Consider the following 13783-nt stretch of genomic DNA (forward strand, 5'->3'; position numbering starts at 1 on the left):
TTTTATGGAGGCTTAGCGAAGTGGCCAAACGCAGCAGACTGTAAATCTGTTCTCGTACGAGTTCGGTGGTTCGAATCCATCAGCCTCCACCAGTAAGAGCCATTAGCTCAGTTGGTAGAGCACCTGACTTTTAATCAGGGTGTCGAAGGTTCGAGTCCTTCATGGCTCATCAAAGTCGTCAACGATGTTGGCGGCTTTTTATTATTTTCAGTGATCTTATGCTCGCCCTTTCCTTTTTAAACCTCCCCCAACAAGGTTGCACTTCTGGTATCAACAGCCTCGCATCTCATCTTCTTGAGGTATCAAATTTATTATATGCCCGTAACTATTCAGTTAGGCAGAATCTATACTTAATATACTTAAGCTCCTCACGAACCCTTCGTTATTCCCGTTCCAGCTAAAACTGCAATCATGAAGGATGTCCTTGCGGCCGGTTGTTGTTGTACCGCATGATTATGCTAAAATAAGAAAAAACAATAAAGTGGTGGGAACAGCAATGGTGGAGAAGGATCTTATTGTTCAGACACTTGAGCAGGTGCTGGGTGTTTCGCTTGGCTATCGAATATTGGATGATCAGGAGAGCGAAGCTGTGCTTCAGGCTGTATCCGAGAAACAGAACAGGGATGCCGACCTTGACGAGGCTGCTGTTGCTCCGACTAACGGCGTTTACGACAATAACAAAGAGAATGAACTATGGATTCCACTCCATCTGCAGAAGCCCATTCCAGTGATTACGGCGCCAAGGGATGTGTTGACCCCCTCTGAGGTCGGATTAATGAAGTTGTGGTTATCCAGTCTTCAGGAGGACGGCCAAGCCCTTAAAGGCAAAGGTGCCGGAAAGGCGGATGAGGAACGCCAGGCCCGTCAGCTTGGAGATTGGTTGATGGAACAGGTCCGGGAAGGAGCGCTTCATGCAGCGCTTCCGGCAGAACTGCGGCAGCTCAGATTGAAGGAGAACATGGTTCCTTTTTTGCTGACCAATGAGAGTGAGAGCTCTGGGGTGACGGGATACAAGGCGCTTCAGCGCTTGCTGAAGAGCTACTTTGACGGAGAAGTCCTGCTTATTCCTCTGCAGCAGAAAGAATGGATGGTTCTGGCGAGTCAGGATCTGCTTGCCGGCGGCCTAGCGGATGAGAAAGAGGATTCAGCAGTGGAGGCAGACCAGGATCTGCTATCCCTATTCTGCATGGGATTGTACGAGCTAATCTCGACGGAGTGGGTTGGAGATTTTCACATCGCCGCCATTCCGCCCGTGGATGCGAGGCAAGGGCTGCCCTCGGTGCTTCATAAGCTGAGAGAAACGATGGCCATCGGACGCGTCTTCCGTGTTAAGGAGCATATTCACTTGTCCACAGGTCTTCATCTTGAGCGCCTCATATTCAGCATTCCGGAAGCCCAGCGTAACCGTTTTTTGCAGGAATATGCCGCTTTGCATACGGAGCTGTTTGAGGATAGTGAGACGTTGTCTACACTGGAGTCGTTTTTTGAACTGGACTGTAACGTGAGCGAGACGGCTAAGCATCTTTATATCCACAGAAACACCTTGCTGTATCGGCTGGACAAGATTAAACAGGAGACCGGGCTTGATGTCCGGAGCTTCAGTGATGCAGTTCTGGTAAAAATGACATTGCTATTGTATAAAGTGACGAAAAGGAAATAGGTTTTTTGTGCAGATTGTGTATAGCAAGCCAGGAGCCTATAGGGTAATATAGAATTATCAAATGTATTCGATTTCATAACATTCCTATGAGGGGGCAAATGCACATGGCAGGTGTACGTTTAGAGCATATTTACAAGAAATACCCAGGTTCCGACAAACCAACCGTAGTTGACGTTAATCTTGATATTAAAGATAAAGAGTTTCTCGTATTGGTAGGACCTTCCGGTTGCGGTAAGTCCACTACGCTTCGGATGATTGCTGGACTGGAAGAGATTTCGGATGGAAAGCTGTACATCGGCGACCGCGTCGTGAATGACGTAGCACCGAAAGATCGCGACATCGCGATGGTATTCCAATCCTACGCCTTGTATCCGCACATGAACGTGTATCAAAACATGGCATTCGGTTTGAAACTCCGCAAAGTGAAAAAAGACGAAATCGACAAACGTGTACGTGAAGCAGCTAAAATCCTCGATATCGAGCATTTGCTGGATCGTAAGCCTAAGGCTCTGTCCGGCGGTCAGCGTCAGCGTGTCGCTTTGGGCCGTGCGATCGTCCGTGATCCTCAAGTGTTCTTGATGGACGAACCACTTTCCAACTTGGATGCGAAACTTCGTGGTCAGATGCGTGCGGAAATCACGAAGCTGGTTAAACGTCTTGAGACAACTTGTATCTACGTAACGCATGACCAGATCGAAGCGATGACGATGGGTGATCGGATCGTTGTTATGAAGGACGGCATTATTCAACAAGCCGCTTCTCCTGAAGAGCTGTATAACCACCCTGTAAATATGTTCGTTGCGGGCTTCATCGGATCCCCAACAATGAACTTTATTAACGGTACGTTGTCCGAGCAGGACGGAGGCGTATTCTTCACTTCCGAAGGCCTGAACGTACAAATTCCTGGTGGCAAAGCACAGCTGCTGAAGAATAAATCCTTGATCGGTAAAGAAGTTATTATGGGTCTTCGTCCTGAAGATATCCATGAAGAGCCAGTATTCCTGGAAGCTTCCCCGAACTCTGTGTTCAGCGCCAAAGTTGATGTAACCGAGAACCTGGGTCACGAAATGCTCCTGTACCTCAGCGGACTGGGCACGGATACAGTAATCGGTCGTGTGGACGGACGTTCCACTACACGCGAAGGCGACAATGTGAAGCTGGCGATCGATATGAACAAAGTTCATATCTTTGATAAAGAATCCGAGTTGAATGTACTGTTGGTTGACTAATTAGCGACCACTTTCGAAGAACCGTCCCTTTTGGGGGACGGTTTTCTTATTTTATTAAGGTAATATGCGGAATTATCCTTGCTGTGCCGAGGGGCTGCCCAAGCCGAGCGCGATTGCATTCGGGCTTTATTTCCTATAAGATAAGCAGAAACAGGCCTATATGAAGATACAAGTATGGAGTGATGAAGGTAATGAGCTTTGCGCTATGCGGTCGGCCTGATTCCAAGGTTTATGAATCTTGAGTATGATGCGGCATCAACACATGGTAAAATGAGGTGTAGCATCTTATTTTAATGATATCCAAATAAGGCAGCCGAGAACGAGCTCACTTACATAGCTTACATAGGCAGCATGATTATATGTGCAATTCAGGTACAATGATGCAGTACTTCAACGGGTTCCGCAGGCATACGAGGAACGCGACGGAAGCGAAAGTGCAGCAAACCAGGGCAGACTGCCAATACTAACTGCTACGGGAAGCTCACCGTCTACAATACAGCGGCAGAAAAGCAGAAGAAAAGGGGTAAGACCATGGCCAAAAAAGTAAAAGTGTCAGAGCTGGTACAGCAATTCCAGCTTGAGGTCATCTCAGGCGAGGAAGGTTTGAAACGGCAGATCACTACGGATGATTTGAATCGACCGGGTCTGGAAATGGCAGGGTATTTTGAATATCACCCACGCGAGAGAGTTCAGCTTCTGGGGCGGACAGAGCTGGCTTTTTTTGGGATGTTGAAGCCGGAGGAGCGCAAGGACCGGATGCGCAGACTGTGCACGGACGAGACGCCATGTATCGTGGTGACGCGTTCGCTTGAAGTTCCTCAGGAGCTGGTGGAGGTCAGCAACGAAAAAGGACTGCCTGTGCTTCGCAGCAGCATGGCAACGACGATTCTAACAAGCCGCTTTACGAGCTTTCTGGAGCGGAGACTGGCACCAACGACGACGATCCACGGCGTTCTATGTGATGTGTACGGCGTGGGTATGCTGATCACGGGAACCAGCGGTATCGGCAAAAGCGAGACCGCACTTGAACTGGTGAAGCGCGGACATCGGCTGATTGCTGACGATGCGGTCGAAATTCGCCAAACGTCAGATTTTCAGCTTCACGGGACCGCGCCTGAGCTGATTCGGCATCTGCTTGAGATTCGCGGGGTCGGCATTATTAATGTGATGACCTTGTTTGGTGCGGGCGCCGTGCGGAACAACAAGCGAATTACGCTGGTCGTCCGTCTGGAAGCGTGGCAGCAGGACAAACAGTATGATCGCCTGGGTCTGGACGAGGAAACAACACGCATCATAGATACGGATATCCCGTTGGTCACGATTCCGGTACGGCCAGGACGAAACCTTGCGGTCATCATTGAGGTAGCAGCGATGAACTACAGATTGAAGCAAATGGGACTGAATGCAGCATTACAGTTTACCAATAAACTGACGGCGACGATCGCCGAAGATATGGATGATTTGGATTAGGAGGTATTTCTAAATGTCATCACTGCTGATCAATCCGGTGGCGTTCTCCATCGGAACGCTGTCTGTTCACTGGTATGGGCTTATACTGGGACTCGGTGCGCTTGCAGGGCTTCTGCTGGCGATCCAGGAGGGAAAGCGATTCTCCATTCCCCAGGAATTCTTTATGGATCTGCTGTTGCTCGGCGTTCCCTCGGCTATCATCGGAGCGAGGATATATTATGTCGCCTTTAAATGGGAAGACTATCAGGACAATTTCCTGGATGTGTTCAAAATATGGGAGGGCGGCATTGCGATCTTTGGCGCGCTGATCGGTGCGATCATCTGCGCGGTCATCTACGTTCGCCGCAAAGGATATAACTTCTGGCGCATTGCAGATATTTGCGCCCCATCCCTGCTTGCCGGCCAGATTATTGGCCGCTGGGGTAATTTTGTCAATCAGGAAGCATACGGAGGCCCGGTAGAGGAATCCTTCCTGCGTGAGACGCTCCGACTGCCTGACTTCATTGTGAACCAAATGAATGTACAGGGCGTATTCCATCATCCAACCTTCCTGTATGAATCTTTGTGGAATGTGGTTGGTATTATTCTGATCTTTATTATCCGCAGACAAAAGTTCCTTCGGGCCGGAGAATTGTTTATCGGATATTTCATCTGGTATTCCATCGGTCGCTTCTTCATTGAAGCTGTCCGTACAGACAGTCTGGCATTCAGAGGCGCAAGCGGCCTGGCTGATTTCGTCAATGGACTGTGGAGCCCGATGACCTGGATGGGCTTTGAGCAAGGCTTTCTGGATCCTGCCTACGGCAACGTCCGTATATCGCAGCTCTTATCCATATTGTTCGTTGTCGTCGGGATTGCCCTGATTATCTTCCGCAGGGTAACAGGCAGAGCGAATGAGCGCTATCTGGATCCAATTGTATCAACCAAGGCGGACACCAGCACAGCACCAACGCCGGAAGCCGAATTGCGCAAGGGAGAGGCTGCACCATCCAAACCGCAGCAAACGACAGCTGCAGCTGAGCCGAATGAAGTGAGAGAGAGAACTAACATTAACCAGCCACCAGCGCAGCGTACCGAGGCTGGCAGGGAGGATACTCCGGATGTGAGCGAAAGCCTGGATTCGGAGGACAAAAAGGAGTAAATCAGCATGATTGAAACCGTACTGTTTGATTTGGACGGCACGATTATTGATACAAACGAACTGATCATCTCTTCTTTTATTCATGTGTTTGAACAGCGGGAATCAGGGCCGCTCACAAGGGAGCAGATTATTCCCCATATGGGCACGACGCTGGAGCATCAGCTGCAAGCTTTTTCGGGCGAGGAAGACGTGTCCCATTTCGTGAAGGCCTACCGCGCCTTCAACTCGGTGCATCATGATGAGATGGTCCGGCCATTTCCGCATGTGAATGAAGTGGTGGAGCGGCTGCATGCGCACGGGCTTCGCCTCGGTGTGGTGACGACGAAGATTCGTCCGTCTACGATGATGACACTGGAGAAGTTCGGACTGGAGCCGTATATGTCGGCTGTTGTCACTGTGAACGATGTGGAGCATCCGAAGCCTCATCCAGAGCCTGTGCTGACCGCTGTGGAGCAGCTTGGATGTGATCCGGAGACAACTTTAATGATCGGGGACAGCCCGGTGGACATTCAGTCTGCCAAAGCAGCAGGCGTGAAGGCGGCGGCTGTCGCTTGGTCACTTAAGGGCGTGGACAAACTTCAGGAGTACGGACCGGACTATATCATCAACGATATGAGGGATCTGTACGACATTATCGGACTTCACAAGGAATAGAGGTTTTGACGGCATGGCCAGAAACGTAACCCGGCATCCGGTGGAAGGGCCTAATGCATTGTGGCAAATATACCGTACCGTGAGCCCCTTCAAAGGGGTCAAAAACTTTGTCTTCATCCAGATCGCCCGCTATTGTCCGGTGCTATCCGTTAAGAACTGGATATATCGACACATCCTTGGCATGAAGGTGGGCAAGCATGCGGCGTTTGGGCTCATGGTGATGGTGGATGTTTTTTTTCCCGAGAAGATTACGGTAGGCGATAATTCGATCATCGGATATAACACGACCATTCTTGCTCACGAGTACTTGATTAAGGAGTACCGTCTCGGTGACGTCATCATTGGAGAGAACGTGATGATTGGAGCGAATTCGACCATTCTGCCCGGGGTGACGATTGGAGACGGCGCCGTGGTGGCTGCCGGATCGGTTGTGCATAAGGACGTGGCTGCGGGCACATTTGTGGGCGGGAACCCGCTGCGGGTGCTGACGAAGGGCTCGGGAGATGAGCCCACCTAAGGCAATTCGTGGTCATAGGTTCCCATGCTGTCCGTTTTATAGTAGAATGAGGAAGGTAATAGGGAAAAATGCTAATGAGAGGTCCCCAGGCTTGACGAACAGTCCTGCGGGACTTTTAAGATTTTTTGGCAGGTATGCCCCGCTTCCTTGATTCTATACAAAAGGAGATTTTATTGGTATGAGCGGAAATTCCATAAAGAAGGAACGACTGCCGCACCTGGACATTTTTCGAGCGCTGGCGATTATAGGCGTTCTTCATGTTCATGCGACGTCGTTTGCTACGGTTGCTGCAACCGAATCGCGATTCTACTACATTATTAACTTTTTAAATATCTTTTTTAAGTATGGCACGCCTTCATTTATTTTCCTGAGCAGCTTTGTTCTGTTCTATAACTATATCGACAGGCCGCTGACGAAGGATTTGATCAAGAACTTCTACAAACGGCGGCTATTGTATATTCTGCTTCCGTATCTGCTGTTCTCGATCATTTATTTCTTTGTTCGCTTGTACCAGAACGGTTTGCTGAATAGCTCGCTTGATCTATGGGCTCAGATGCCGGTCTTTTTCGAACGGCTGGCTCGCGGTCAGAACTATACGCACTTATACTTTGTATTTATCAGCTTACAGTTCTATATACTGTTCCCGATATTCCTTAAGTTGTTCAAGTCGTCCCGGTTCTTGGTCCGGTGGGCGGTGCCGATTGGCTTCTTGCTGCAATGGGGCTTTATTATACTGAACAAGTATGAGTTCCAGATCACGTACAAGGGAAGTTTGTCGATCTCTTATATCGCCTATTACATGCTCGGCGCATATGTGGCCATGCATTATGATAAGTTCAAGGGATGGTTCAGTTCAACCTGGAAGCAGCAGAGCGCAAGGCAGAGGACGGTAACTGTCTTCATATGGCTGGGCTGGCTGGCGCTGGCGCTGGCGCATGTTCAGATATGGTACAACAACCGATTGTATAGCGCGAGATACGACTCCTTGCTGTATGAGCTGCTCTGGAATATGCACACCGTCTTCTCGGCGATCGTGCTGATGCAGTTGGCCAGCTGGCTCTATAACAGCGGCTGGAAGCGGATCGTTGCGCTGCTGACGCGCATCGGGGAGCTGTCGTTTGCGATCTATCTGGTGCATCCGCTGTGGCTGTTCCTCTACCGGGAATATGACCCTAAACTAAATCCGGTTACCGATGATTATCTGATCTGGATTTACGGCGGATTTATTACGGCGCTGCTTGTCAGCGGGGTCGTTGTCCAATTGCTGATGAGATGGGTGCCGGGGGTTTGGGTGCTGCTCGGCAGCGTGCCGCGCTCCCTCAAGCCGGCGCCTCGGACTCGGGCGGATCGGAAAGACACCGTGGCCGGAGATGGCAAGAAGTCGGTGGATCTGTAACTCATTTGCTCCAATAATCAACACAGGGCAGGTCTCATCATGATGAGGCCTGCCTGTTATTATGCAAGCTGTTCGCTGGTGCGAGCAGCTTTTTGGCGTAGGTTCGGATTTTCTGCAAAGAAGCAAAAAAGGTGCCGAAAATGATAATATTACTAGTGTGGCTTTGTTCGTTGTAGTTCAAGATTACAGGGGGTAATGAACGTTTGTAGGCCGTGATGCCGTGCCATTGACGGATGTAAGCTTTGTATGTTAATATATCGAATATCCTTTAATTTGTTAGCAAATTAGCGCTTTAACGCAATGAAGATATAGAGGTGGTGTAGTATGTCTAAACCGAAAGGCTTCGAAAAACCAGCCGGTGTCCGGGATTACCTCCCGCACGCGGTTGCCAAGCTGCGCCGGATTGAACGAGAAGTTCTTGCGTGTATGGACCGCTGGGGCTACCGGCAGATCATGACACCTACGATGGAATATTATGATACGGTGGGCGTGGCAAGCTCGACGTCGGATCAGAAATTGTTCAAATTGTTGAATAACAGAGGCACCACGATGGTCCTCCGTTCGGATATGACGTCGCCGATTGCGCGCGTTGTATCTTCGCTGTTGAAGGAGGAGCCACTGCCAATACGCTTGTCCTACCATGCCAATGTATTCCGGGCGATTGAAGAAGAAGCCGGCCGCGAGTCGGAGTTTTTTCAGACTGGGGTGGAGCTTGTCGGGGACGATTCCCCGGAGGCGGATGCCGAGGTGATCGCTCTGGCCATCGAGTCATTGAAGGCGGCCGGTGTCGCCAGGTTCAAAATCGCAATGGGCCATATGGGCTTCCTGAACGGCCTTCTGCAGGAGGTGCTTCCGGAGCGGGCCGAGGACCAGGGCAGCCTGAAGCAGGATCTGTTAAACCGGGATTATGTGGGCTATCGAGGTACCATTGAGCGGCTGAATCTGCCCGAAGAACAGGCGGGCAAGCTGGATGGCGTGCTGAAGCTTCGCGGCGGCCGCGAAGCCCTTGAACATGCGCAATCGCTGAGCGGCAATACACTGGCTCAGAGCTCCATTCGCCATCTGGGCAAGGTGCTTGAAGTGCTGGATGCGTATGAGGTGTCTGAGCATGTTATGATTGACCTGACGATGATTGGCGATTTCTCTTATTACACGGGTATGATCTTTGAGGGCTATGCTGCCGAGCTGGGCTCTCCGGTGGCCAGCGGGGGACGCTATGACAAGCTGCTGCGGCAGTTTGGGCGTGCAGTGCCTTCAACTGGCTTTGCCTTGAAGACGAATCGCATACTGGACGGCGTATCCGGAACCGATATTCCAGAGGAACGGCCGATTCTCGTGCAGTATACGCCAGCCTTCCGCAAGGAAGGGCTGCAGAAGGCAACAGAGCTGCGTGCCCAAGGTTATATTGCGGTAACCTCTGTTATAGAGGAGAACGACCATAGCGAGGTGGCTGGTCAGAATGAACATCAACCGCCGGCTGCGGGCAAACTGCTCAATAAAGGTTATCAGGAAATTATTACTTTCAAATAGATGAGTGTGAATGGACGATATACAGGGAGGAGGATGCATGATGGCGGAAGTGTTGAAGGTTGCCATGCCTAAAGGGCGTATCTATAAAAAAGCATCTGCGCTGTTCCGCGCTGCGGGTCTCCCGATTCCACTGGATGTGGATGAGACGCGCAAGCTGGTCATTCCCCTGCCTGAGGCGGGAATGGAGTTCATCTTGGCCAAGCCGGTGGACGTTCCGACCTATGTCGAGTATGGAGTGGCCGATATTGGCATCGTCGGCAAAGATGTGCTGATGGAGGAGAAGAAGGACGTGTATGAGCTCCTTGATCTGGGCATTGCCCGTTGCCGGATGTCCGTCATTGCACTGCCGGATTGGACGCCGGGCATACGTCAGCGGGTAGCGACCAAGTATCCGAATGTTGCCTCGCAATATTTTCGTGAACAGGGACAGCAGGTCGAGGTCGTTAAGCTGAACGGTTCAATTGAACTAGCGCCGCTGATCGGACTTGCAGATCGGATTGTCGATATGGTGGAGACCGGACAGACCTTGCGCGAGAATGGGCTGGTTGAACTGAACAGCATCTTCGAGATTACGAGCCGGCTCATTGCCAATCGGGTCAGTTATCGGATGAAGAATGCGGAAATCCAGCAGCTATGCGACCGATTGCAGCAGGTGATTAACGCAGGGGCACAGCTCTAATGGAAACGGATAGCATGCTGATGCTACAGTTAGGGATTGTCCCAACGAAGCTAGCATCGGATGGGAAGAGAGCGGCACGATGTGCTGATATTATGAAATATCGCTTGCAGAGCATATAAGGTCTGAACTTCAGGAGGTGTTGAAGGTGAGAGTGGTATCTGCGCGTGACTTTCAGCTGAAGCGCGAGAATGATTACGGGACACCTGAGCAGAATGAAACGGTAAAAAGCATCGTGAACAGCGTACGAGCCGAAGGGGATATCGCACTGCTGCGGTATACCGAGCAGCTGGATCGCGTCAAGCTGGAGGCGTCCGGACTGCGCGTAACCGAGGCCGAAATGCAGGCCGCTTATGAGCGGGTAGAGCCGTCCTTTGTGACGGCGATCCGGGCGGCGGCAGACCGGATTCGCGCTTATCATGATAAGCAGAAGCGCCAATCCTGGATGGATTTTCAGGCGGACGGAAGCATCCTCGGCCAGATCATTCGCCCGCTTCGGCGGGTCGGTGTGTACGTGCCAGGGGGGAAAGCAGCCTACCCCTCCTCCGTGCTGATGAACGTGATTCCCGCGCAGGTAGCGGGTGTACCGGAGATCGTCATGGTGACTCCGCCGGCTAGCGGAGGAGAGATGGGCATTAACCCGTACATTCTGGTCGCCGCAGCCGAGGCTGGTGTCACGGAGATGTACCGGGTTGGCGGTGCCCAGGCGATTGCCGCACTTGCCTACGGAACGGAGACCATCCAGCCGGTGGATAAAATATGCGGGCCGGGCAATATCTATGTGGCGCTTGCCAAACGAGAGGTATATGGGGCCGTTAATATTGACAGTCTCGCAGGACCAAGCGAAATCGCAGTGCTGGCGGAAGAAGGGGCGGACCCTTCGTACATAGCTGCCGATCTGCTGTCCCAAGCCGAGCATGACGAGATGGCTTCCGCTATTCTGGTCACGCCGTCCCTCAGTCTGGCGGAGGCCGTGTCAGCCGAGGTGGAGCGACAGCTGGAGCTGCTGCCGCGCCGTGACATTGCCAGGGCTTCGATGGATTCTTACGGAGCAGCGGTCGTGACCGATTCGCTGACGGATGCGATTGATATCATCAATCGGCTCGCGCCAGAGCATCTGGAGATTGTAACGAAGGAGCCGATGGCGATTGTCGGTCAGATTGAGAATGCCGGAGCGATCTTCCTGGGGCCATACAGCTCCGAGCCTGTCGGGGATTATTTTGCCGGTCCGAACCATATTATTCCGACGAATGGCACGGCCCGATTTGCTTCACCTGTGGATGTGGACGATTTTATTAAGAAATCGAGCTTGATCTATTACAGCAAGGAAGCGCTGCTTCGCGACGGTGAGACGATCATGGAGCTGGCCCGGCGCGAAGGGCTGGAAGGACACGCCCGTGCCATCGGCATTCGGCTGGATCAAGAGCGAAATACAGGGGGGACAACGAAGTGAGCAGTTATGAGACAAGCGGTCGCACAGCCAGTGTAAGCCGCAAAACCAATGAAACCGACATTACATTAAAATTCAACGTGGATGGAACCGGCGTTTCCAACCTGGAGACGGACGTTCCGTTCCTGAATCATATGCTGGATCTGTTCACCAAGCACGGTCATTTCGATCTCCACGTACAAGCCAAGGGAGATATCGAGATTGATGACCATCATACCGTTGAAGATATCGGAATTTGCCTCGGGCAGACGATCCGCGAAGCGCTTGGGGACAAAAAGGGAATCAAACGCTATGCGAGCGTCTTTGTGCCGATGGATGAGGCGCTGGCGCAGGTTGTTATTGATATGAGCAACCGGCCGCATTTTGAATATCGTGCCGAGTACCCTTCGGGGCAGGCAGGCTCCTTCGATACGGAGCTTGTGCACGAGTTTCTGTGGAAGCTGGCTCTGGAAGCCCGGATGACGCTGCACGTCATTGTCCATTACGGACAGAATACACATCATATGATCGAAGCGGTGTTCAAGGCGCTCGGACGGGCGCTCGATGAAGCCACCAGCATAGATCCGCGTGTGACGGGAGTTCCTTCAACGAAGGGAGTGCTGTAAACGATGGCGATTGCGATCGTAGATTACGGGATGGGTAATCTGCACAGCGTAAGCAAAGCGGTGGAACGCCTCGGGGACGAGCCGCTTGTGACCGGGAAGCGGGAGGAGATTCTCGCAGCGGATGGCATTATTTTGCCGGGAGTCGGCGCATTCGGCGATGCGATGGAGCAGCTTCGTGCCACGTCGCTGGATAAGGTCATGAAGGAGGCGGCCGAGCTTGGAAAGCCGTTGCTGGGCATATGCCTTGGCATGCAGCTGCTCTTTAGCAAGAGCGAGGAGCATGGTCACCACGAGGGGCTGAGCATACTGCCCGGTCAGGTGGTTCGCTTTGAGAGCGGAGCGTACAAGGTGCCGCATATGGGATGGAACAGCCTGACGTTTACGAAGCCGGAGCATCCGCTGTTTGCAGGGCTTCAGGAAGGGCATGTGTATTTTGTCCACTCTTATCATGTTCTGCCTGACCAATCATCCGATTTGCTTGCCGTGACGGACTACGGCCGTCCGGTAACAGCGATTGTCGGTCGCGGCAATGTGCACGGGATGCAGTTTCATCCGGAGAAGAGCGGGGAGCTGGGCATGAGTCTGCTGCGCAATTTCCTGGCGCTGACGAGGTAGAAACGAGACAATGCGTAGGGGACGTGGGCGGTTGTGCATTGAGCAACGGCTCACGTTCCATGATGGTCGTTCGATCCACAAAATAACGTGAAGGCGAGGGTTGCTTGTGTCCTCATTTATCATATATCCCGCGATCGACATTCGCGGCGGGAAGTGTGTGCGGCTGGTGCAGGGAGACTACAACCAGGAGACGGTATACAACGATAGTCCGCTGGCAGCGGCCAAAGCATGGGAAGAGCAAGGCGGGCAGTTCATCCATCTGGTGGATCTGGATGGGGCGAAGGCCGGCCATCCGGTCAACGATGAGGTGATCGGTCAGATTGCCTCTCAATTGAACGTGCCGGTGCAGGTAGGCGGCGGGCTGCGGACGCTGGCAGACGTGGAGCGTCTGCTGTCGCTCGGCGTCAGCCGGGTCATTATCGGAACGGCTGCGATTGAGGACCGGGAGTTTACCGAGCGGGTGCTCGGACAATATGGCGATAAAGTCGCCATAGGCATTGATGCCCGGGACGGTTATGTAGCGACACGCGGCTGGCTGGAAACCTCCGAGGTGAAGGCAGACGAGCTGGCGAAGGAGCTGGCGGCCAAAGGAGCGGAAACGTTTATATTCACGGACATTTCCCGCGACGGTATGATGCAGGGTCCGAATGTAGAGGCCATTGTCTCGCTGGCACAAGCGAGCGGGCGCACCGTGATTGCTTCGGGCGGAGTAACGCAGCTGGACGATCTGGTGGCGCTCAGCAAGCACCATGGCGACGGCATCGGCGGCGCTATCGTGGGCAAAGCGCTATATACCGGCAATATCGATTTGCGCGAGGCTGTGGCAAAGCTCGGATAAGA

The 13783-nt window shown here is 52.3% G+C and carries 13 protein-coding genes and 2 tRNA genes; all 15 read left to right on the forward strand.

Annotation, left to right across the window (positions count from 1 at the left end):
- Window positions 1–6: 6 nt before the first annotated feature.
- A tRNA-Tyr gene (locus tag CHH67_RS23535) sits at window positions 7–92 on the forward strand.
- 4 nt (window positions 93–96) lie between these two features.
- Window positions 97–169: transfer RNA gene (locus CHH67_RS23540), tRNA-Lys, on the forward strand.
- 315 nt (window positions 170–484) lie between these two features.
- The gene (locus CHH67_RS23545) at window positions 485–1660 is read left to right on the forward strand and encodes a PucR family transcriptional regulator (RefSeq protein ID WP_244908312.1); all 1176 of its coding nucleotides are present in this window, start codon (window positions 485–487) and stop codon (window positions 1658–1660) included.
- Between the two features lie 104 nt (window positions 1661–1764).
- Window positions 1765–2889 carry an ABC transporter ATP-binding protein gene (locus tag CHH67_RS23550; RefSeq protein WP_095267812.1) on the forward strand — a complete coding sequence of 375 codons (1125 nt, stop codon included), beginning with the start codon at window positions 1765–1767 and terminating at the stop codon, window positions 2887–2889.
- Window positions 2890–3420: 531 nt separating this feature from the next.
- Window positions 3421–4359, forward strand: coding sequence for an HPr(Ser) kinase/phosphatase (hprK, locus tag CHH67_RS23555; protein ID WP_095267813.1), 939 nt, complete (start codon window positions 3421–3423; stop codon window positions 4357–4359).
- A 13-nt stretch (window positions 4360–4372) separates the two neighbouring features.
- Window positions 4373–5500 carry a prolipoprotein diacylglyceryl transferase gene (lgt, locus tag CHH67_RS23560; RefSeq protein WP_095267814.1) on the forward strand — a complete coding sequence of 376 codons (1128 nt, stop codon included), beginning with the start codon at window positions 4373–4375 and terminating at the stop codon, window positions 5498–5500.
- A 6-nt stretch (window positions 5501–5506) separates the two neighbouring features.
- Complete coding sequence (gene ppaX / locus CHH67_RS23565) at window positions 5507–6154, forward strand: pyrophosphatase PpaX (protein WP_095267815.1); 648 nt, start codon at window positions 5507–5509, stop codon at window positions 6152–6154.
- A gap of 13 nt (window positions 6155–6167) precedes the next feature.
- Window positions 6168–6671, forward strand: a complete 504-nt coding sequence (locus CHH67_RS23570; protein ID WP_095267816.1) for an acyltransferase — start codon at window positions 6168–6170, stop codon at window positions 6669–6671.
- Between the two features lie 178 nt (window positions 6672–6849).
- Window positions 6850–8067, forward strand: a complete 1218-nt coding sequence (locus CHH67_RS23575; RefSeq protein ID WP_095267817.1) for an acyltransferase — start codon at window positions 6850–6852, stop codon at window positions 8065–8067.
- Between the two features lie 324 nt (window positions 8068–8391).
- The gene (locus CHH67_RS23580; RefSeq protein WP_095267818.1) at window positions 8392–9597 is read left to right on the forward strand and encodes an ATP phosphoribosyltransferase regulatory subunit; all 1206 of its coding nucleotides are present in this window, start codon (window positions 8392–8394) and stop codon (window positions 9595–9597) included.
- Between the two features lie 40 nt (window positions 9598–9637).
- Window positions 9638–10276: an ATP phosphoribosyltransferase gene (gene hisG, locus CHH67_RS23585; RefSeq protein ID WP_095267819.1), complete on the forward strand. Its 639-nt coding sequence runs from the start codon at window positions 9638–9640 to the stop codon at window positions 10274–10276.
- Window positions 10277–10421: 145 nt separating this feature from the next.
- A complete protein-coding gene (gene hisD, locus CHH67_RS23590; RefSeq protein ID WP_095267820.1) occupies window positions 10422–11726 on the forward strand; it encodes a histidinol dehydrogenase in 1305 nt (434 codons plus the stop codon).
- Window positions 11723–12328 (forward strand): imidazoleglycerol-phosphate dehydratase HisB, encoded by a 606-nt coding sequence (gene hisB, locus CHH67_RS23595; protein WP_095267821.1) that lies wholly within the window; start codon window positions 11723–11725, stop codon window positions 12326–12328. Before hisD ends, hisB begins: the two co-directional genes overlap by 4 nt.
- 3 nt (window positions 12329–12331) lie before the next feature.
- Complete coding sequence (gene hisH, locus CHH67_RS23600; RefSeq protein ID WP_095267822.1) at window positions 12332–12943, forward strand: imidazole glycerol phosphate synthase subunit HisH; 612 nt, start codon at window positions 12332–12334, stop codon at window positions 12941–12943.
- Window positions 12944–13049: 106 nt separating this feature from the next.
- Window positions 13050–13781 (forward strand): 1-(5-phosphoribosyl)-5-[(5-phosphoribosylamino)methylideneamino]imidazole-4-carboxamide isomerase, encoded by a 732-nt coding sequence (hisA, locus tag CHH67_RS23605; RefSeq protein WP_176475646.1) that lies wholly within the window; start codon window positions 13050–13052, stop codon window positions 13779–13781.
- Window positions 13782–13783: the final 2 nt, after the last annotated feature.

The sequence above is a fragment of the Paenibacillus campinasensis genome, assembly GCF_002272015.1.
Taxonomy (GTDB): Bacteria; Bacillota; Bacilli; order Paenibacillales; family Paenibacillaceae; genus Paenibacillus_AQ; species Paenibacillus_AQ campinasensis.